The 21,719-nt window shown below is 33.2% G+C and carries 19 protein-coding genes and 1 riboswitch; of the genes, 11 read left to right on the top strand and 8 right to left on the bottom strand.

All coding sequences use genetic code 11. From position 1 onward, the window contains the following. The first annotated feature begins 7 nt into the window (after positions 1–7). Positions 8–724, top strand: a complete 717-nt coding sequence (locus CLV33_RS12490) for a Dph6-related ATP pyrophosphatase (protein ID WP_105474290.1) — start codon at positions 8–10, stop codon at positions 722–724. Between the two features lie 119 nt (positions 725–843). On the opposite strand, the gene CLV33_RS12485 is transcribed toward CLV33_RS12490, so the two are convergent. Further along, positions 844–2,715, bottom strand: coding sequence for a TonB-dependent receptor plug domain-containing protein (locus CLV33_RS12485; protein ID WP_105474199.1), 1,872 nt, complete (start codon positions 2,713–2,715; stop codon positions 844–846). 67 nt (positions 2,716–2,782) lie between these two features. Further along, positions 2,783–2,966: riboswitch (cobalamin riboswitch) on the bottom strand. A gap of 311 nt (positions 2,967–3,277) precedes the next feature. Between CLV33_RS12485 and CLV33_RS12480 the strand changes: the two genes are divergently transcribed. From CLV33_RS12480 to CLV33_RS12450, 7 genes are all read left to right on the top strand, one after another. Next, positions 3,278–4,318 carry an ABC transporter substrate-binding protein gene (locus CLV33_RS12480; RefSeq protein ID WP_317045175.1) on the top strand — a complete coding sequence of 347 codons (1,041 nt, stop codon included), beginning with the start codon at positions 3,278–3,280 and terminating at the stop codon, positions 4,316–4,318. Beyond that, complete coding sequence (locus tag CLV33_RS12475) at positions 4,319–5,350, top strand: FecCD family ABC transporter permease (RefSeq protein WP_105474198.1); 1,032 nt, start codon at positions 4,319–4,321, stop codon at positions 5,348–5,350. 164 nt (positions 5,351–5,514) lie between these two features. Further along, positions 5,515–6,309: an ABC transporter ATP-binding protein gene (locus CLV33_RS12470; RefSeq protein ID WP_042244178.1), complete on the top strand. Its 795-nt coding sequence runs from the start codon at positions 5,515–5,517 to the stop codon at positions 6,307–6,309. A 198-nt stretch (positions 6,310–6,507) separates the two neighbouring features. Next, positions 6,508–7,827 (top strand): DNA recombination protein RmuC, encoded by a 1,320-nt coding sequence (gene rmuC / locus CLV33_RS12465; RefSeq protein ID WP_105474197.1) that lies wholly within the window; start codon positions 6,508–6,510, stop codon positions 7,825–7,827. A gap of 161 nt (positions 7,828–7,988) precedes the next feature. Continuing rightward, positions 7,989–8,606 (top strand): SatD family protein, encoded by a 618-nt coding sequence (locus tag CLV33_RS12460; RefSeq protein WP_244906432.1) that lies wholly within the window; start codon positions 7,989–7,991, stop codon positions 8,604–8,606. Continuing rightward, positions 8,603–9,304 carry a DUF3307 domain-containing protein gene (locus tag CLV33_RS12455; RefSeq protein ID WP_105474196.1) on the top strand — a complete coding sequence of 234 codons (702 nt, stop codon included), beginning with the start codon at positions 8,603–8,605 and terminating at the stop codon, positions 9,302–9,304. The genes CLV33_RS12460 and CLV33_RS12455 overlap by 4 nt, the downstream gene beginning before the upstream one ends. A 3-nt stretch (positions 9,305–9,307) precedes the next feature. Continuing rightward, positions 9,308–9,844 carry an acyl-CoA thioesterase gene (locus CLV33_RS12450; RefSeq protein ID WP_042244181.1) on the top strand — a complete coding sequence of 179 codons (537 nt, stop codon included), beginning with the start codon at positions 9,308–9,310 and terminating at the stop codon, positions 9,842–9,844. A 40-nt stretch (positions 9,845–9,884) separates the two neighbouring features. Here the strand turns inward: CLV33_RS12450 and carB are convergent, their stop codons facing one another. Next, on the bottom strand, positions 9,885–12,737 hold the full coding sequence (gene carB / locus CLV33_RS12445; RefSeq protein ID WP_105474195.1) for a carbamoyl-phosphate synthase large subunit: 2,853 nt from the start codon (positions 12,735–12,737) through the stop codon (positions 9,885–9,887). 113 nt (positions 12,738–12,850) lie between these two features. Next, complete coding sequence (rpmH, locus tag CLV33_RS12440) at positions 12,851–13,012, bottom strand: 50S ribosomal protein L34 (RefSeq protein WP_042244185.1); 162 nt, start codon at positions 13,010–13,012, stop codon at positions 12,851–12,853. Positions 13,013–13,525: 513 nt separating this feature from the next. Between rpmH and CLV33_RS12435 the strand changes: the two genes are divergently transcribed. Continuing rightward, a complete protein-coding gene (locus tag CLV33_RS12435) occupies positions 13,526–14,104 on the top strand; it encodes a M48 family metalloprotease (protein ID WP_105474194.1) in 579 nt (192 codons plus the stop codon). A 1-nt stretch (position 14,105) separates the two neighbouring features. Here the strand turns inward: CLV33_RS12435 and cls are convergent, their stop codons facing one another. The 3 genes from cls to CLV33_RS12420 are packed head-to-tail and all read right to left on the bottom strand — an operon-like array spanning position 14,106 to position 17,188. Then, the gene (gene cls / locus CLV33_RS12430; protein WP_105474193.1) at positions 14,106–15,560 is read right to left on the bottom strand and encodes a cardiolipin synthase; all 1,455 of its coding nucleotides are present in this window, start codon (positions 15,558–15,560) and stop codon (positions 14,106–14,108) included. A gap of 5 nt (positions 15,561–15,565) precedes the next feature. After that, positions 15,566–16,486, bottom strand: coding sequence for a lytic transglycosylase domain-containing protein (locus CLV33_RS12425; protein WP_042244187.1), 921 nt, complete (start codon positions 16,484–16,486; stop codon positions 15,566–15,568). 39 nt (positions 16,487–16,525) lie between these two features. Beyond that, the gene (locus CLV33_RS12420) at positions 16,526–17,188 is read right to left on the bottom strand and encodes an alpha/beta hydrolase (protein WP_105474192.1); all 663 of its coding nucleotides are present in this window, start codon (positions 17,186–17,188) and stop codon (positions 16,526–16,528) included. Between the two features lie 118 nt (positions 17,189–17,306). Here CLV33_RS12420 and CLV33_RS12415 point away from each other — a divergent pair, with 118 nt between their 5' ends. Further along, positions 17,307–17,603, top strand: a complete 297-nt coding sequence (locus CLV33_RS12415; protein WP_042244190.1) for a GNAT family N-acetyltransferase — start codon at positions 17,307–17,309, stop codon at positions 17,601–17,603. Positions 17,604–17,696: 93 nt separating this feature from the next. Here the strand turns inward: CLV33_RS12415 and mtaB are convergent, their stop codons facing one another. Continuing rightward, positions 17,697–19,067 (bottom strand): tRNA (N(6)-L-threonylcarbamoyladenosine(37)-C(2))-methylthiotransferase MtaB, encoded by a 1,371-nt coding sequence (gene mtaB / locus CLV33_RS12410; protein ID WP_105474191.1) that lies wholly within the window; start codon positions 19,065–19,067, stop codon positions 17,697–17,699. Between the two features lie 90 nt (positions 19,068–19,157). On the opposite strand from mtaB, the gene CLV33_RS12405 reads away from it, so the two are divergent. Then, complete coding sequence (locus CLV33_RS12405; protein WP_042248545.1) at positions 19,158–20,783, top strand: ABC transporter substrate-binding protein; 1,626 nt, start codon at positions 19,158–19,160, stop codon at positions 20,781–20,783. A 1-nt stretch (position 20,784) separates the two neighbouring features. Here the strand turns inward: CLV33_RS12405 and CLV33_RS12400 are convergent, their stop codons facing one another. After that, the gene (locus CLV33_RS12400; protein WP_105474190.1) at positions 20,785–21,708 is read right to left on the bottom strand and encodes a TolB family protein; all 924 of its coding nucleotides are present in this window, start codon (positions 21,706–21,708) and stop codon (positions 20,785–20,787) included. Positions 21,709–21,719 lie beyond the last annotated feature (11 nt).

Here is a 21,719-nt window from a genome sequence, read left to right as displayed (position 1 = left end):
AACAACTTTGAAAAAAAACAAAACCTATTTTAACTGGAGCTCTGGGAAAGATTCTGCTTTAGCATTGTATCATCTATTAAAAGATGAGCACTTTTCTGTAGATGAATTAATTACAACTGTAAATTCGCATTACAATCGTGTGTCCATGCATGGTTTAAGGAAGGAATTATTGCTTGCACAAACCAATGCAATCGATATTCCTGCAAGTTTAATTGAGCTTCCGGAAATGCCAAGTATGGAAGTATATGAGCAAAAAATGAATGAAACGGTTTCAAGATTAAAAAATGACGGTTTCACACATTCAGCATTTGGCGATATTTTTTTGGAAGATTTACGAGATTACAGAGACAAACAGTTAGCAGAAGTAAATGTAACTTCGGTTTATCCATTGTGGAAAAGAAACACAAAGGAATTATTGAATGAGTTTCTCGATTTAGGTTTTAAAACCATAATTGTTTGCGCCAATTCAAAATATTTTAACGACCATTTTGTGGGAACTATTATCGATAAGGACTTTATAAACAATTTACCTAAAAATGTAGATCCTTGCGGGGAACATGGTGAATTTCATACCTTTTGTTTTGATGGCCCCATTTTTAAAAACCCGATTGATTTTACTATTGGAGAAAAAGTATATCGGGAGTACGATACTCCAAAAACTGATGATTCTGTTTGTGCCCCTGATAGATATGGCGTTTGGTATTGCGATTTACTTCCCAAATAAAAAACCTGTCTAGGTTTTAAAAACGTAGACAGGTTTGATAAAATATGTAAGTTGTCGTATCGAGCGCAGTCCAAATACCGCAATAGTTCCCGATTGTGCTAGAACAAACAGTAATTAATTTATAAATTTAAATTCAACCCTAAACTCACATTTCTACCTCTAGTAGTGTAACCCAAAATTTCAAAATAATCTTCATTAAACACATTGGTAACATCAACAAAAAGCTTCAGTTTGTTTTTAATGAGTTTATGGCTAAAATACAAATCGACTAAAGAAAAAGCTTTTAAATCTTCATTTGTAAATGTTGAAAAATTAGTATCTGTTCTACTCCCTACAAATTGATAATTTAATGATGCAAAAGTGTTTTTACAAATATTGTAACCCAAACTAGCATTGGCCTTGTGCTTGGGTATTCTTAAGCGTTCGCCATCTTTAACTTCGGTAAATGTATAATTAGCAGCTATTGATAGGTTTTTTATCACATCAATTTGTGCTTCAATTTCAAAACCATGCACAGTAGCATCAGTTGTTGCGTTTTCATAAGCTGTAGTATAAATAATGGTGTTTTCCTCATTTCTATTAAAATACACGCCATTTATTCTAAATCCGTTTTTTGTATTATACTCAAGTCCTCCCTCAACAGTTACGTTTTCCTCTGGCTCTAAATCTGGATTGGCTCCAAAAAAACCAAACAATTGAGATAAATTTGGTGCAATAAAAGATGTGGCGTAAGAGCCAAAAACTTTGGTGTAACCTTCACCAACAGAAATAGTATAAGACGGGTTTAAACTGTATACAAAATGAGACCCGTATTCGCTATGGTTATTTAACCTACCGCCCGCATTAAGGTTTAAACCAAAATCTGAAACATAAACCACATTCAAGTAAGGATCGGTATTTGTAAAACTTTCATCCTGGGCAAATACACTGTTATAATCACCGTAATTTAAACCAACAATGGTATAAAATTCATCATTAAAATTATATTTATTAAAAGCATCAACCACATAACTATCGGCTTCGTTTGTAGCACCAAATGCAGAAATAGTTTCCCTATTAATTTTAGTATAAGCAGCGTTTACTTGCAAACTTCCGTTCCTATAAATATATTTTGGAGAAATACCTACACGTTTTTGCTGTGAAATGTATGCATCATCAGTATCAGCAAAAGCGAATGTTGGTGGTGGAAATCCATCAATATCTGTTTTAAATTTATCTAAACTAGCATAGGCAGTGATCTCAAAATTATTTGAAAACTCATATCCTAACTTCAAATTGGTATTATATCTAGACAAAGGGTCGTTTTCGGCATTTTCTGCTTTTGCAGCAGATAAACCATCTACAAATCTATTCCCAAAACTAGCTAAATATGTAAACTTGTTTAAAGTACCATTTATTGAAACATTATTAGTAAAACTTGCACCATTATAGTTTAAATCGTCTTGGGTTTGATTTGTACCCACCACAGTTAAAAAACTCCCTGAAATTTCATCTCTGGAGGCTTTTTTTGTTGTAATGTTTATAACAGCCGTAGCAGCTGCATTTCCATAAAGCGTACTTGCAGCTCCTTTTACAATTTCTATAGATGCTATAGTGTTTAAATCCATTAATCGTAAGTCAAACTCGTTATTTACTAGGGACGGATCGTTAATTTGTACACCATCTACAAGTACTAAAACTTGCCTGTTGTTACCACCGCGCACAAAACTAGATATGTTTTGTCCTGCAACACTTCTGCTGCCATTAACTTCAATACCACTTTTGGTATTAATTACATCTGTAAGCGTTCTACCTTGGTTTCGCTCAATTTCCTGTTGTGAAATTTTAATCACTGTTTTACCAGAATTTTCACGTTTTAATTCGAATCGTGAATCTGAAATTACAACTTCATCAAGTTGCTGTACTTTTGTTGAATCTGCTTGTTTTTCTTGTGCAAAACCAACCATTGATAATCCTAAATATAGGACACCAAAAACATGTGTTTTTTTCATTTAAATGAATAATTACTCGAGAACCGCATGGATTAGCATACGCAAACTTTTATCCCGAAAGTTTAACTTATTTGTTTTGAAAATGGCAGGTCTCCTGACTTGCGTCTTCATGTTGGTCTTCCCATCTAAATGACAGTGACATTGAAGTTAACATGAAGCTTTATAGCTTACAGTTGCGGGAACAGTTCTGGTTTCTCACCAGATTCCCTTTTAATTCCGCCGCAGCGGAAACCAAATTTCGTTGCAAATGTAATTTTTTAAAAGACTATAAGCCTTTAAAAACTACTTTTTCTTATTTAGTTTGTAAATAAGATAAATAAACCCAACAAGAAAATGAGCTATTATAACTCCAGCTACTATATATATTGTTAAATTTGAACCGTCTCGCATGGTTTTATTTTTTTCAAAAATAAACATCATAAGTCAATTTAAAACTGATAAATATCAGGTTGTTTTTATGAAGTATACATTTCTTTTTTTTGCATTTTTAATGTGTCTGTTTTCTTGTAAGGAAAAAAAAGACCCAAAAAACATTATACCTGTTAATGCTAAAAAAATTGATTTGAAGCACGCTAAAGGTTTTGAAATTTTTACTCTAAATAATTATAAAATTCTAGAAATAAAAACACCTTGGCCTGAAGCAAAGCAAAGCTATAAATACGTACTAATTGATAAAAAACACGCAGCAAAAACTACTTTTTTAAAAGATGCTTACGATGGCATTATTGTTACTCCCATTAAAAAAATTGTGGTAACATCCACAACACATATTCCAGCTTTAGAACTTTTAAATGTTGAAACAACCTTGGTGGGCTTTCCTGGTACCAATTACATTTCATCTAAATCTGTTAGAGCACAAATTAACAATGGAAGCATTAGGGATTTAGGCAAGAATGAAGTATTGAACACCGAAGTTTTGCTTGAATTAAATCCAGATGTAGTGGTTGGTTTTGGAATTGATGGTGGCAACCGCTCTCTAGAAACCATAAAAAAGTCTGGAATACCCGTTGTATTTAATGGTGATTGGGTAGAAAGCTCGCCCTTGGCAAAAGCAGAATGGATAAAACTTTTTGGCCATTTGTACAATAAGGCAGATAAAGCAGATTCTATTTTTAGCCATATTGAAAAAAATTATACTGAAGCCAAAAAACTGGCTCGAAACACAACCCAAAAACCAACAGTTTTAAGTGGAGCAATGCATAACGACATTTGGTACTTACCAAATGGCACCAGTACAGAAGCGCAACTTTTAAAAGATGCCAACGTTAATTATCTTTGGAGTGAAACTGAGGGTTCTGGGAGTTTAAAATTAAATTTTGAATCGGTTTTTATAAAGGCTAAAAATGCTGATATTTGGTTAAACCCATCAAACTACTCAAGTTATGCAACTCTTAAAAATGCAAACGAAAACCATACAATGTTTAATGCTTTTAAGCATAAAAATATTTATACCATAAGCAACACAAAAGGCGCCTCTGGTGGTGTACTGTACTTTGAACTTGGCATGACAAGACCAGATTTGGCACTAAAGGATATTATAAAAATTTGTCACCCCGAATTACTAAAGAATTATACACCCTACTTTTTTAAACCTTTACCATAATTGCCTAATACAAACACATATCGTATATCATTCACCATCCTTATTGGTATTTTATTAGTGTGCTTTTTTGTAAACATTAGTTTAGGATCTGTACCTATTCCTCTAAAAGACATACTAAACAGCCTTATTGGTAGCACAACCGAACACGATACCTGGCAACATATCATTCAAAATTACCGCCTACCAAAAGCCTTAACCGCTATTATTGTGGGGTCTGGTTTGGGCATCTCTGGATTACTGATGCAAACCTTATTTAGAAACCCGCTAGCGGGCCCTTTTGTTTTGGGCATTAGCTCGGGCGCCAGTTTGGGTGTTGCTTTGGTTATTTTAGGATCGGGTATTTTTAGTGGTGTTTTAGCATCGCTTTTTATTTCAAAATGGGGCGTAGTAGTTGCTGCCAGTTTAGGTAGTTTTTTTGTACTGCTGGCGGTTTTAGCTGTGTCGTTAAAAGTAAGGGATACTATGGCTATTTTAATTATTGGATTAATGTTTGCTAGTATTACAGCTGCCATAGTAAGTGTATTGTCTTATTTTGGATCTGCTGAACAATTACAACAATATATTTTCTGGGGCTTTGGAAGTTTAGGCAATTTAAACTGGAAAGACCTTACCATATTGTTAATTATTTATTTAGTTGGTATTTTACTAGCTACATGCTCAATAAAATCTTTAAACACTTTACTTTTAGGTGAAAACTACGCAAAGAGTTTAGGCCTAAACATTAAAAAAAGTCGCTTTGTAATTATTATTGCAACGAGTTTATTGGCAGGCGCCATAACTGCTTTTACAGGGCCAATTGCATTTATAGGTTTAGCAATTCCACACATTACAAGGCAAGTGTTCAATACATCTAACCATAAAGTATTATTACCCGCAGTTTTTTTATTTGGTGCTATTGTTATGTTAATTTGCGACAGCATTTCGCAATTACCAAATAGTGATTATACGCTACCAATTAACGCCATAACATCGTTAGTTGGTGCTCCCGTAGTAATTTGGTTATTGGTTAGAAAAAGAAAAATGGTATTTTAATATGAGCGTAAATTTCAAAATAACCAAAACAAAATCACAGAATCTACACCTTACAAATTTAGTTGATGGTTTTAAATTTAGTAAATGGAATTTCAGTTTTTATAGAACTCACCTTAACTTTTTATGTTTAACCGAAAATGAGATGAGTGCGTAAATAAAATTTAATGACAGAAGATAAAAAACATATCATTTTAAAAACCGAAAACCTTTCTATAGGATACAATTCTAAAACTGAAAAAACGCTTGTTGCTTCAAACATTAATATAGAATTAAACAAAGGCAAACTTATAGGGTTAATTGGCGCTAATGGCATAGGTAAGTCTACACTTTTAAGAACCCTAACTAAAGTTCAAAATCCGCTTAAGGGTGAGATTTTTATTAATGATACAGCACTTAAAAAATACTCCGCTTTAGACTTGGCAAAAGTGATGAGTTTAGTACTCACTGAACCCATAACATCCAAAAATTTATCGGTTTTTGAACTTGTTGCTCTGGGCAGGCAGCCTTATACCAATTGGATTGGAAATCTTTCAAAAGAAGATATCGAGATTACAAATCGTGCAATTTCCCAAGTGAATATTAATCATTTAAAAGACAAAAAATGTTTTGAATTAAGTGATGGCCAATTACAAAACGTAATGATTGCCCGCGCCTTGGCTCAGGATACAGATTTAATTATTTTAGACGAACCCACTACACATCTAGATATGTACCATAAGGCCTATATTTTAAAACTATTGCAAAAATTGGTGAAAGAAACGAATAAAACCATCCTATTTTCTTCACATGAAATAAATCTGGCCATTCAATTGTGCGATAATTTAATTGTGATGACCGATACAGATGTGGTATCAGATGCGCCCTGTAACCTTATAACAAAGGGTACTTTCGAAAACTTATTTCCAAAAGATTTAATTGCTTTTGATGAGCAAACAGGAAGTTTTAGGGTGAAGAAATAGTTATCACACAGAGCCTCTCAGAGATTGCACAGAGTTACTTAGAACAATAGTCAACAGCTCACTACTATGTGAATCTCTTCGGTACGCTGTGTACCTCCATGAAATAATACTTTTTAGCAAATGTTGATACTTTGCGTCTTTACGACTTTGCGCGAGGTAATAAATCATTTATATTTGATTAAACTTCTTTTCTATAAAATGAACGACAATTTAATTATAATTCTTGCAGCTATTATTTTTGCGGTAATTGGTTTCTTCTTAGGCAATTATTTTTCAAAATTGAAGAATAAAAGCGAGCAAAGTACTCTGGAGGAACGTCAAAATCAAATGCAATTAACTATTGATGAGTTAAAGCAAAACCTTAGTAAAATTGAAGCTGAACGTGAAGAAATTCGTCGTGAAAAAGAATTTTTAAGTACCGAGTTGGCCAGAAAAAATTCAGAATTTGAAAATCTACAAGAACAAAACCTAAAACGCGATAAGGAACTTGAAGAACGCCAAGAACAATTGCGCAAGGACTTTGAACTTCTCGCCAATAAAATTCTAGAAGAAAAGTCTACCAAATTCACAGAGCAGAACAAGGAAAACATCAAAAATATTTTAAGTCCGCTTCAAGAAAAAATTCAAGGCTTTGAGAAAAAAGTAGAAGCATCTCAAAAAGAAAGTATAAGTATGCATTCTGCCTTAAAAGAGCAGCTATTAGGTTTAAAAGACCTTAATCAGCAAATGACAAAAGAAGCTACTAATTTAACTAGAGCCTTAAAGGGTGATAGTAAAATGCAAGGAAATTGGGGCGAATTGGTACTAGAACGCGTATTAGAAAAATCGGGGTTAGAGAAAGACCGCGAATATTTTGTGCAACAAAGTTTTACGCGCAACGATAACTCTCGTGTAATGCCCGATGTGGTTTTACACTTACCAGACGGAAAAAAGATGATTATCGACAGCAAAGTGTCGTTAACCGATTACGAGCGCTTGGTAAACGCAGATGACGATGATAAACCGCAATTTTTGAAAGCCCACGTTAATTCCATAAGAAAACATGTAGATCAACTTTCCTCAAAGAATTATCAAGATTTATATGATATAGAATCGCCCGATTTTGTATTAATGTTTATACCTATTGAACCCGCTTTTGCTATTGTAGTTAATGAAGACAATTCTATATACAACAAAGCCTTTGAAAAAAATATTGTAATTGTAACACCATCTACCCTACTTGCTACATTGCGCACTATTGATACCATGTGGAATAACGAAAAACAACAACGCAATGCCATAGAAATTGCACGACAAGCTGGAGCTCTTTATGATAAGTTTGAAGGATTGGTAAGCGATTTAACAGGTGTAGGTAAAAAAATAGATTCGGCCAAAAGCGATTACTCAGCTGCCATGAATAAACTAGTTCATGGTAGAGGAAACCTTATTACCAGTGTTGAAAAACTCAAAAAAATGGGTGCTAAAGCTAAAAAGTCTTTGCCTGAAGCTATAATAAAACGTGCTGAGGAAGACGAGTAGTTTTACCATAACCCGCACTAAATATCTTCTTACAAAAAAGAGAATATATTTGTTTATCATATAAAAACGTAATACATTTAAACATTCCCTAAATAAGGAATATTTTAATTTATGCCTTAATTAAGGAATATTTTAATTTATACCTTTAAAAAAGAATAGTAATGATAACTAGCATAGTAACGGGAGATATTATAAAATCTAGAAGTTTAAAAAACCCAGAACTTTGGATGCATACTTTAAAATCTGCATTATCAACACTTAATGCCGACACATCGAAATGGGAAATTTACCGTGGAGATAGTTTTCAGATAGAAATACCTGATATTTCTAAAAGTTTTATTAATGCTATTTACTTAAAAGCGTGTATTAAAATGGTAAACGGCTTAGATGTTAGGCTAGCCATAGGTATTGGCAAAAAAACCTATGAAGGCAATAAAGTAAGTGAGTCTAACGGTGAAGCCTTTATTTTTTCTGGAGAAACCTTAGAATCTCTAAAAAAAAATAAGGTTAACTTAAGTATAAAAACAGCTAACGAAACATTAAATAAAGAACTAAACCTTTATCTAAAATTAGCCTTAACGTTTATGGATAGTTGGACAGTTAGTTCTGCAGAAATTGTTAAATTAAGCATAGAACAGCCCGATGCACTACAACAAGAACTAGCAGACATAATAGGCACCAAACAAGATGCTATTAGCAAACGCCAAAAACGCGCTGAACTAGACCTTATTTGGGAATTAAATAGTATGTTCCAACAAAAAATAACTACTTTATTATGATTTTAGTTAAATTATTACTGGCACATCTTATTGGTGATTTTTTTCTTCAACCCCAAAAATGGGTAAAAGAAAAAGAGAAGAAAAAACTAAAATCCCCCAAACTTTATTTTCATGTTTTAATTCATATTGCCATTACAGCTTTGCTTTTATGGGATTTGTCGCTTTGGCCTATTATTTTAATTATTGGATTTTCTCATTTTATTATTGATGGCGCTAAACTTTTACTTCAAAAGAAGAAAACAAAACGACGATTATTTTTTGTTGATCAGCTGCTTCATATTCTTGTAATTTTTGGATGCTATTTTTTTGTATTAAATACAGTTAATGCTATTAATTTTAAGGTTACCGAAAACCAACTTGTACTAATAACCTGCTTGTTGTTTTTAACAATCCCCGTTTCTATTATAATGAAAACCATTTTTTTAAAGTGGAATATTTCAGAACTTACTAAAAACAGCCAGTCGCTTAAGGATGCTGGAAAATATATTGGTATTTTAGAACGTATTTTAGTGTTTATTTTTATTATTGTAGACCACTGGGAAGCTGTTGGTTTTTTAATTACGGCGAAGTCGGTTTTTAGATTTGGCGATTTAAAGGAATCGAAAAGCAGGCAGCTTACAGAATACATTTTAATAGGTACTTTAATTAGTTTTGGAATTGCAATATTAACAGGTATAACATACACTCTATTAACATAAAACATGTTTAAACATCCTAAAGATTCTCAAGTAACAATAACACAATTAATGCTGCCATCACACTCCAATTTTAGCGGAAAAATACATGGTGGCCATATTCTAAACTTAATGGACCAAATAGCATTTGCCTGTGCCTCAAAACATTCGCAACATTACTGCGTAACCGCTTCTGTTAACCGTGTAGATTTTTTAAACCCTATAGAAGTTGGCGAGTTAGTAACCTTAAAGGCTTCTATTAATTACACAGGAAGAACCTCTATGGTTGTTGGTTTGCGTGTAGAATCTGAAAACATACAAACTGGAAAAATTAAGCACTGCAACTCTTCTTACTTCACTATGGTAGCCAAAGATGAAAACGGCAATAATGTAAGCGTTCCTGGAATTATTCTAGATTCTGAACAGGCCGTGAGGCGTTTTGCTAGAAGCATTGTTAGGCAAGAACAAGCAAGACACAGGTCTACAAGATTTAATGCTTCAGAATTTAAGATTGAGGAGCATTTAGAAGTTATAAAACAACAAAATGCAAAATTAGAATTATAAAAAATGCCCCAAATTTGGGGCATTTTAAATTACACATATTTTATTTACTCAGATACATTTTACGTCTTGAATATAAATCGTAAAAGGCATCATCCTTTAAACTGTCTATAAATAATATACTTTCGCCCGTACTTTTCATTTCTGGCCCTAATGTTTTATCTACATTTGGAAATTTATTAAACGAAAACACTGGTTGTTTAATTGCATAACCTTCTAGTTGTGGGTTAAAGTTAAAATCTTTAACTTTCTTTTCCCCTAACATTAACTTAGTAGCATAGTTTACATAAGGTTCGCCGTAGGCTTTTGCTATAAATGGTACTGTTCTAGATGCTCTTGGGTTTGCTTCTATAATATAAACCACATCATCTTTTACAGCAAATTGAATATTTATTAACCCAACAGTATTTAGAGCTAAGGCAATCTTTTTGGTGTGGTCTTTAATTTGTTGTAAAACAAACTCACCTAGGTTAAACGGAGGTAAGGTAGAGTTACTATCGCCCGAGTGAATTCCACATGGCTCTATATGTTCCATAATACCTATAATATACACCTCTTCCCCATCGCAAATAGCATCTGCTTCAGCTTCTATGGCGCCTTCTAAATAGTGGTCTAGCAATAGTTTATTATTTGGAATACTGTGTAATAAACTTACAACGTGTTCTTCCAGCTCCTTTTCATTAATTACAATTTTCATCCCTTGGCCTCCTAGTACATAAGATGGCCTTACCAAAATTGGAAAATCTAATTCTTTAGCCACGGCTAATGCCTCATCAGCTGTTTCGGCGGTGTCAAATTGTGGATAAGGAATATTATTTTCTTTTAACAGCTTTGAAAAGCTACCTCTGTCTTCGGCTAAATCTAAGGATTCAAAGCTAGTTCCTATAATTTTAACACCGTAGCGAGACAGTTTTTCGGCAAGCTTTAAGGCTGTTTGTCCTCCTAACTGTACTATAACGCCCTCGGGTTTTTCATGCTTTATAATGTCGTAAATATGTTCCCAAAAAACGGGTTCGAAATATAATTTATCTGCAGTATCAAAATCTGTTGACACTGTTTCAGGGTTACAGTTAATCATAATAGTTTCGTACCCGCACTCTTTAGCGGCATAAACACCGTGAACACAACAATAATCGAACTCGATACCTTGACCAATTCTATTTGGACCTGAACCTAAAACTATAACTTTCTTTTTATCTGTAACTATGCTTTCGTTATCGGCATAACGTTTGCCATCGGCAGTTTCCATATCGCTTTCAAACGTAGAATAGTAATACGGTGTTTTAGCTTCAAACTCTGCAGCACAGGTATCTACCAGTTTATAAACACGGTTAATACCCAATTCTTCACGCTTGCTGTAAACCTCGCTTTCTAAGCATCCTAACATGTGGGCTATTTGCCTATCGCCGTAGCCTTTTTGTTTTGCTTCTAGCAATAATTCTTTATCAATAGTATCAATTTTAAAAGTTGAAATCTCTTTTTCCAAGAAGTACAACTCTTCGTATTGCTTTAAGAACCACATATCAATTTTAGTGATTTCGTGGATTCTACTTAAAGGAATACCCATTTTTATAGCATCATAAATAATAAATACACGATCCCAAGAGGCAAATCTTAATTTTTCAATAATCTGATCATAATTTTTGTTTTCCTTACCATCTGCACCTAAACCATTACGCTTAATTTCAAGAGATTGTGTTGCTTTATGCAATGCTTCTTGGAAAGAACGGCCAATACCCATTACCTCTCCAACTGCTTTCATTTGTAGTCCTAAAGTTCTATCAGATCCTTCAAATTTATCGAAATTCCAACGTGGTATTTTTACAATTACATAATCTAGCGTTGGCTCAAATAACGCCGATGTAGATTTAGTAATTTGGTTATTTAATTCATCTAAATGATAGCCTAAAGCTAATTTAGCCGCTATTTTTGCAATAGGATATCCTGTTGCTTTACTAGCTAAAGCAGACGAACGTGATACTCGTGGATTAATTTCAATGGCAATAATGTCTTCCTTCTCATCTGGACTCACTGCAAATTGCACGTTGCATCCTCCAGCAAAATCTCCAATACTTCGCATCATATGTATAGCCATATCGCGCATTTTTTGGTAGGTTCTATCGCTTAATGTCATTGCTGGCGCAACCGTTATTGAGTCTCCTGTATGAATACCCATTGGATCCATATTTTCAATAGAACAGATAATTACTACATTATCATTGGCATCTCTAAGTAACTCTAGCTCAAACTCTTTCCAACCTAAAAGCGCCTTATCTATCATAACTTCATGAATAGGAGAAACCTCTAACCCATGGCGTAACAGTTTATCAAAATCTTTTTCGTCGTAAACAATAGCTGCACCCGCGCCACCTAATGTAAAAGAAGAGCGAATACATAACGGAAATCCAAATTCTTGTGCTATTTCTTTACCCTTTAAAAACGATGTGGCTGTAGCTTGAGGCGCCATAGGCACTCCAATTTTACCCATTAACTCTCTAAATTGCTCTCTATCTTCGGTAATATTTATAGCGTCTATATCTACACCTATAAGTTCTACTCCAAAATCTTTCCAAATCCCTTTTTCGTCAGCTTCAATAGCTAAATTCAATGCCGTTTGTCCTCCCATTGTAGGTAAAACGGCATCTATTTGTGGATGCTCTTTTAAAATCTTCACGATAGATTTTGTGTTAAGCGGTAACAAATACACATGATCTGCCATAGAAGGATCTGTCATGATAGTTGCAGGATTCGAATTAATTAAAATAGTCTCAATTCCATCTTCTCTTAAAGACCTAAGTGCTTGTGATCCTGAATAATCAAATTCACATGCTTGCCCAATTATTATGGGACCTGAACCAATAATTAAGATAGATTTTAATTTAGGATTTTTCGGCATTTTTTTTAGTATTCTAGTTTAATTTATTTTGTGTGTAAAATTAGTAATTACGAAACATAAAAAAAGGCGTTACACTTAAGTAACACCTTTAAAATATCAACAATTGTTAATCATTATTTCTTATGTCTAGTTTCAGATGATACAGACAATCTTTTTCTTCCTTTTGCTCTTCTTCTTGCAAGCACTTTTCTGCCATTAGCAGAAGCCATTCTTTCTCTAAAACCGTGCTTGTTTCTTCTTTTTCTTTTAGAAGGCTGAAACGTTCTTTTACTCATCGTCTTATATCTTTAAAATCTGAATTGTACTTTTTCTAAAATTGGGTTTTGACCCTCCGCCAAAACTGAGCGCAAATATACAAAGCTTTTTTATTTCTCAAACCTATTTTAAACTTTTTTTTAACGAAGCTATTTAAACTTTACACATTCTTTAAATTTCAGGGCTTTAAGCACTTTTTTTTGAGTCAATTTTTCATTTATTTTATAATGCAAACCCTAAAAAAGCACCAAGACTAGGTAAAAACATGTAATTTTTATTTAAAGGCAAAAGATATAAACAAGTTAAGAGAAAAATTTAGTTTCTTTGCATTTTGGAACGGAAAAACAGTAAAACGTGTTATTTTTTGGCAAAACATAATGTATTTATTACGTTCTGCTTTATGGTCTAAAAATTGATTTTTTTTATTTTTGCCACCCAATAATTACAAAACAACAATTGTTACCTCAAAAAAAGTAGAGGTACAGTTGTTAACCCCGAAGCCTACTTCGGAAAACTTAAAAACTAATATTTAGATGTTTAATAAAATTATAAAGCTGATTTTAGCTGCAGGAATAATAGCATATGCAGTATACCAATTTACAGAAGGAAATATTGGCAATGGTATTTCACTAATTTTACTTGCTGGTGTTTTTGTATTCCTTTATTTTAAAAACGAATTTATTCTTTTAGCTTTTTTAAGACTTCGTAAACAGGATTTTGATGGTGCTAAAAAATGGTTAGATAAAATTAAAAACCCTGAAGCGGCACTCGTTAAAAAACAACAAGGATACTACAGTTACTTACATGGTATTATGACTATGCAAGATAACATGAATGAATCTGAAAAGCATTTTAAAAAAGCCATATCGCTAGGGCTGTCTATGAAACACGATTTGGCTATGGCAAAGTTAAACCTAGCAGGAATAGCCTTTTCTAAACGTAGAAAACGCGAAGCGCAACAGTTATTGACCGAAGCCCAAAAGCTAGATAAACACGGTATGCTTACCGAGCAAATTAAAATGATGAAGCAAAATATGAAGCAAGCTGTTGGCCCAAACCAACATTTTGGTGCTGGTGGTTCTTTAAGGTCTCAAAAGCGCAGAGGAAGATAATTTATATTAAAGGCGACCACAACCTACAATAAGACTCCTTAAGTTTTTCTATTTTGGGACGATTTGTCCAACGTTCTGGTTCTACTATTTCAGCACATTCTAAATCTTCTAAAAAATAGTTTTTTAAAATCTTACTAGTTTTAGTATCATAGATAAAAGCATTTACTTCAAAATTGATGTTAAAGCTTCTATAGTCCATATTTGAAGTACCTACTGTTGAAAAAATATCATCTACAACCATGGTTTTGGCATGTACAAAACCTTTTGTATAACGATATACTTTAATGTTGGCATCCATTAAACGTTCTAAATACGAATTAGTAGCATGTTTTACTACCCAGGAATCTGATTGTTTGGGAATTAATATTCTTACATCTACCCCACTCTTTGCCGCTACTTGAAGCGCTGTAATCATTTGGTCGTTTGGCACTAAATATGGTGTGGTGATATAAACATAATTTTCGGCCGTGGTTATGGCCATAAACATGGCTTCCATTATGTTAGGGGCATCTGTATCTGGGCCACTTGCCGCTATTTGAACTGCAACTTCGTTTTTGCAGGTAACCTCTGGAAAATAACGTTCATCTATATTAATCTTTTGGTTTGAAACGAATTCCCAAGTGGTAAAAAAATCGATTTGTAATGATTTTACCGCCTCACCAACAAGCCGTAAATGAGTATCTCTCCAGTACACATGGTTATCATCATAGTTAACATAGGTGTCTGAAATATTAATTCCTCCTACATAGGCTATTTCGCCATCTATAACAGCTATTTTTCTGTGGTTTCTATAGTTCATTTTACCCGTTAAACTAGAAAATAAAACGGGCATAAAGGGATAATGTTCTACACCACTACTGTTTAACTTTTGTTTCATTTTAGACGATAAATCGCTCCCAACATCATCGTATGCTAACCTTACCTTAAGCCCTTGTGTTGCTTTTTTACAGAGGGCATCTAAAACCTTAGAACCTATTTTATCGTCTTTAATAATGTAATATTCTAAATGAATATGGTTTTTAGCATTATTTAAATCTCTTAAAAGCGCTTCAAACTTTGTTTTACCATTTTTTAAAATATCAACTTCGTTGCATAGTGTAAGCGGGGAGTTTTTGTTACTATACAGCAACTTAACAAGTTTTAATTTATGATCTAAAAAATCATCAATCTTTCGTATTTGGTTCTTATTAAATTCTAACTCTTGGTTAATAGATTTAATGATAGATTGATTTAAAACATGTTTACGGCTAAAAATTTTGTTTTTCCTATATTCTTGACCAAACAAGTAATACACTAACAAACCAAAAAAAGGAAAAAAAACCAAAACAATGATGTAAGACAATGTTTTGGTTGGGTTTATGTTTTTAAGCACTACCGTTATAACCGCAGATATGGCTATAACATAATTTAAAATTAGTAAAATAATCCAGTAGTTATCTTTAAGATACTCTAACATGGAGTTTAATTGTAATATCCTTCTTTAGGAATTTCTATATAGTATTGCTTTCTAGATTTATTATTTAAGTGCGGCTCTCGTAGCCAAGGGTTGTGAAGTTTTAATATTTTGTAATTAATACCAAATTGTTCAGCAAATTTTGTAAAATCTGTTACTGCGGTATCTACTTCTACCTTAAATGTTGGTACGTTAGAGTACAAATCTTTTTCTCTAAAATTAAAGCCATATTTATCAGGGTTTGATAGTATTTCTTTAAGCGCTACAATTCTAAACAAGTAGCGCCCTGTTTCTTCACCAAGTAATAAATCGTAATAATCTGTAACGTTTTGCTCTCTTAAACGTCTTGAAACACCTGCATTTCCCGCATTATAGGCAGCAGCGGCCAACGTCCAAGACCCTAATTGTTCTTTGGCTTTTAACAAATAATTACATGCTACCTCTGTAGCTTTTTCTAAATGATACCGTTCATCTACATTATCATTAACTTCCAAACCATTTTCGCGTCCTGTAGCCTTCATAATCTGCCAAACACCTCTTGCCCCTGCAGGAGACACAGCATTGGTTAAACCACTTTCTATAACGGCTAAATATTTAAAGTCGTCTGGTACACCATTTTTCTTTAAAATAGGTTCTATAATTGGAAAATATTTTTGAGCGCGTTTAAACATTAACAAACCGTTAGATTGCCAATAGGTATTTACCAAAAGTTCCCTATCCATACGCTCTAATATATCTGGGTTTTCTAGTGGTACGCGCTCTCCAGCAAAAGATAAATTTTCTGGAACCTGCAACGCATAAACATTGTAATCGTTAATAAGTTGTTTTTCGAAATTTTCGTCTGTAGGGGCGTCTTGGAGGGCATAAATAAATAGCAAGCATAAACTTAATAATCCCACAAGCGCCAAAAATCGTTGTATCGTCTTCATCATTAAAAAGTTTTTCTAAAAATAGAAAAATATAGTGTATTAATCTAAGATTATCTTAGGTAAATTTTCGTTGAACCATTTATACTTATTAATGATGGCAATGTGTGTACCGCCTTTTATTATAGTACAGTCGGTAATATATTTAATAGGAAATACAGGGTCTTTATCGCCATGTATATGCACAATACCCTTAGGCGGGTTTTGCTGTTCCCAGCACAACACTTCTTTTATTGCCCAACTTAAATATTTACTATCGTTAACAGATAAGTATTTTTTATAAAGCTCTAAACGTTTAGCCATAGTTTTACCAAAAGCGTACTTCTCAAATACTTCAATTTTACTTGCCAATTGTGTTGGTACTAATTTGTATGCTCCGGTAGATTTTGCTAGTTGCATTTTTAACGGTAATTCTTGTTTAGACTTTACACTAGAAACAATTATTAACTTACTTACATCCAAATACTTACACATTTCCTGAACCAATATACCACCAAAAGATACGCCTAATAACACAGGATTACTGTGCTCTATTTTTTTAGACATCCTAAACGCATAATCGCTTAACAATTCGTTTTCTTTTGGTAACATCCATTCTAAATAGTGTATTTTAAATTGAGGTTTTGGCAATTTTATGTTCTCAAAAATTAAAGGACTGGCAGCCATTCCTGGCATTAAATACACATGTATTATCTCTTGACTCATAAGGTTTTAACAGTCAAATTGATTAATTCTATCATTTTTTTTCGTACTTTTGCAAAGTTATCTAAAATAGTCTGCACTATTTTTAACATTACTCCTTAAATTAAATAATAATTATACTATGGTTGAAGCTGCTGAATTAATTGACAACGATTTTTTACGTCAATTTGAACTAAAAATTGATGGCCAATTGGCAAAAATTGAATACTCGCTCCAAGAACGAAAAATATTCTTAACCAAGTTAATCATTCCAGAAGGTATTAATAACGAAGATTTTAAAAAAGATTTTATTGCTTCAGTTTTCGAACTTATTCAAGAACGCAACTTAAGCGTAATGCCTACGTGTCCTGCTATTGCGAAATTTGTGAGAAGTAATAGAAAGTACAAACGTATGTTGCCTGTTGGCGTAAGGATATAATCGGTTACTGGTTATTAGTTGCTGGTTATTAAAAACATAAAGGAATCCGAACTAAAATTTAGCTTCGGATTTTTTTTATAACACAAAAGATGTTTATGTAACTCTCGTCAACTTAAATGAGTTCTGAGATTCGCGAATTTTCTCAGCTGTATGTGATAAAAAATCAAACCTTACTAAACCATCATCATCAATTTTTGTTAACTCTACTTTGTGCAAGGTATTTACCAAGTCTGGGTTCCAAGGTGCTTTTACCTTTACGTAATTATCGGTAAACCCATGTATGTAGCCCTCTTTATTTTCACCTTCAAACAATACAGTTCTTTTTGCTCCAATTTGGCTCTCGTAAAACGCACGACGCTTTTTAACCGATAATCCACGTAACATTTTACTGCGCTTACTTCTTACGTTTTTAGCAACAATACCATCCATTTTGGCTGCTTCTGTATTGTCTCTTTCCGAATATGTAAATACGTGTAAATACGAAATATCCAATGAATTCAAAAAGTTATAAGTCTCTAGAAAATGAGCATCGGTTTCACCGGGAAAGCCAACAATAACATCTACACCAATGCATGCATGTGGCATTACTTCTTTTATCTTAGAAACCCTATCAACATACAACTCGCGCATGTAGCGCCGTTTCATTTTTTTAAGAATAGTATTGCTTCCAGATTGTAATGGCACATGAAAATGTGGTACAAATGCTCGAGATTTAGAAACAAGCTCTATGGTTTCGTTCTTTAGCAAGTTAGGCTCTATTGAAGAAATTCTTAATCGCTCTATGCCCTTAACTTTATCTAACGATTTAACTAAATCTAAAAACGTGTGTTCGTGCTTTTTGTTACCAAATTCGCCCTTACCGTAGTCGCCTATATTTACCCCTGTTAGAACAATTTCTTTTATATTTTGTTTCGAAATTTGTTGGGCATTTTTTAAAACATTAGCCATAGTATCGCTTCTAGAAATACCTCGGGCTAGCGGAATAGTACAATAGGTACATTTGTAATCGCAACCATCTTGCACCTTTAAAAAAGCACGAGTTCTATCGCCAATGGAATAAGACCCAACGTAAAAATCTGCTTCCTCTATTTCGCAAGAGTGTACTTCTCCAAAATCGTTTTTAGATAAATCATTTAAGTAATCGGTAATCTTAAACTTTTCAGTAGCACCTAAAACCAAATCAACACCATTTACATCTGCCAGTTCTTGTGGTTTCAATTGCGCATAGCACCCTACCGCTGCGACAAAAGCATCAGGATTAGATTTTTGCGCCTGTTTTACTATAGTTTTAAAACGTTTATCTGCATTTTCGGTTACAGAGCAGGTATTAACAACATAAATATCTGCTTTTTCAGAAAAATCTACGCGAGTAAAACCTTCATTTACAAAACTCCTAGCAATTGTAGAACTTTCAGAAAAATTTAACTTGCAACCTAATGTATAAAATGCGACTTTTTTATTCATTTATTGTTTTGTTATTCTGTGCTTGTTTCAGAATTTTTTAAAATTTACCTTTACATTTAAAAGACTGCAAATTTACAACTAATAACTTATATGATAAAACGCATCTGGCATCAAACAATTACTTATATATCAGTTAGTTGTGTTATTTTTTGTTTTTTTTCCTGTGGAAAAAACACCAACTCAAATAAAGATCATTTGATTTTTCGCTACAACGAATTTGCGAATATTAACACTTTAGACCCTGCATTTTCAAGAACGTTGCAAGATAACTCGGTTTGCAATCAACTCTTTAATGGCTTAGTACAACTGGATGATAAACTTAATATTTTACCATGTATTGCAAAAGACTGGAAAATTTCTAACAACGGCTTAACTTACACATTCAACCTAAGAAACGATGTTTATTTTCACAAGCATAAGTTATTTGGAAAAGACTCTACCAGAACTGTTATTGCTAGCGATTTTACATATAGCTTAAATAGATTAAAAGATGAAAAACTTGCAGCACCGGGAAGCTGGGTACTAAATAAAGTTGAAAATTATAAAGCACTAAACGATACCATTTTTCAAATTAATTTAAAGCAGCCCTTTCCTGCGTTCATCGGGTTGCTTACCATGAAATATTGCTCTGTGGTTCCTAAGGAAATTGTGTCGCATTATGGTACAGAATTTCGCTCTCACCCTATTGGCACTGGGCCTTTTAAGTTTAAGCGTTGGGAAGAAAATATAAAACTAGTTTTTAGGAAAAACGAACAGTATTTTGAAAAAGACCAAAACGGCAATACTTTACCCTATTTAGAAGCTGTAGCGCTTACTTTTTTACCCGATAAACAAAGTGAATTTTTACAATTTGCACAAGGTAATATAGATTATCTTTCTGGGTTAGACGCTTCTTATAAAGATGAGCTATTAACTGCAGATGGCCGTCTAAGGGATACTTACAAGTCTGAAGTTGATATGAAAAAAGGCCCTTATTTGAACTCTGAATATTTAGGATTTTATTTGGAATCTGAAACACCAGAAATACAATCTATACATATAAGAAAAGCCATTAACTATGGATTTAACCGAAAAAAAATGATGATATATTTAAGAAACGGTATTGGCAATCCTGCTACTGGCGGCTTTATACCTATTGGACTTCCTGGATACAGCAAATCTATTGGTTTTTCTTACCAACCTGAAAAAGCAAAAGAGCTCATTAATACATTTAAAAAAGAAAGTGGCATAACCAATCCTGAAATAACTTTAGTAACCTCTAGCAATTACCTTAGTTTTTGCGAATTTATTCAACGGGAGCTAGAAAAAGCTGGCTTAAAGATTAATGTAGATGTAATGCCCGAAGCCACATTAAGATCATCGCGATCTGATGGTAAAGTAGATATGTTTAGAAGTTCTTGGGTGGCAGATTATATGGATGCCGAAAACTATTTATCTATTTTTTACAGTAAAAATTTCACCCCAAAAGGCTCTAATTATTTTCATTTTAAAAACAAAACTGTAGATAGTTTATACAACAAAGCTTTTAGTATTTCTAATATTGAAGAACGAAAACATTTATATACCACCATAGACTCTATTGCTATGGAAAATGCCATTATGGTACCGCTATTTTACGACGAAGTTGTACGATTTACCAGAAAAAACGTAAAAGGATTAGGCATTAACCCTATTAATTTATTGGATTTAAGGCGTGTAACCAAATCGGTAGATTAAATTATTTTATTATGGTAAAATAATATATATCATCGTCGCCTTTCCCTCCCTTGCGTTTAGATACCATAAATCCAGAGTTGCCATTTGGTAGCATTACTAGAGACAAATCGTCTTGAGAACTATTAATGGGTTTTGGTAATTTTTCAGCTTTATTAAAAGTACCATCGGCATTCATTTTACTTTTGTACAAATCGAAACCACCGTAACCGTTTGATTTATTTGACGCAAAATAGAGCACATTCTCTTTAGAAATCGTAGGAAACATTTCCTTACTATAAGAATTTACTCTTGCACCTAAATTTTTTATTTTTCCGAAGGTATTGTTTTGTAAAACATCAACTTTAAAAATATCAGAAGCGCCTTTTGTTGTTTCCCTGCCTCCTTTTACGTTAGCCGTAAAATATAAAGTTTTACCATCTAAACTAAATACAGGATGTGCATAAGAATACTTGGGATTACAAAATGGTAAAACCTTAAAATTTGTATAGCCAATTCCAGCTTTATACTCACCCACTTCTATGTGAAAATTGACCTTATTAAAATTACCCTTTGGCTTACTTTTATTGGTGTAGGTAGTTGTAATGTATAATTGTTGCTCATCTAAAGATAACGTAGCGCTAGTTATACTTTCAATATTAGCCTTAGGATCAATAGTAACTTCTTCTATATTTTTTATGTTGCCATCGCTATCAACACTGCCTTTGTAAATGGTTAAAATGCCTTGGCCATCAAACATTTTCTTTACTTTTCCTTTTTTATTAAGCTGATATGATGTGAAAAGCACCTTATTGTCTCCACACAAATTCACTCCAAAATGCGGATACTTTGTATTAAGTTTTAAATTTTTTACATGGTATTTTGTGACTTGGGAAAAACTTTGAGCACAAAGTAAAAAGAGCACTAATATTGGTAACTTTCTATACATAAAAAACGCTT

The organism is Jejuia pallidilutea, assembly GCF_002973595.1.
Classification (GTDB): domain Bacteria; phylum Bacteroidota; class Bacteroidia; order Flavobacteriales; family Flavobacteriaceae; genus Jejuia; species Jejuia pallidilutea.
This window is presented reverse-complemented; position numbering and strand designations above follow the sequence as displayed.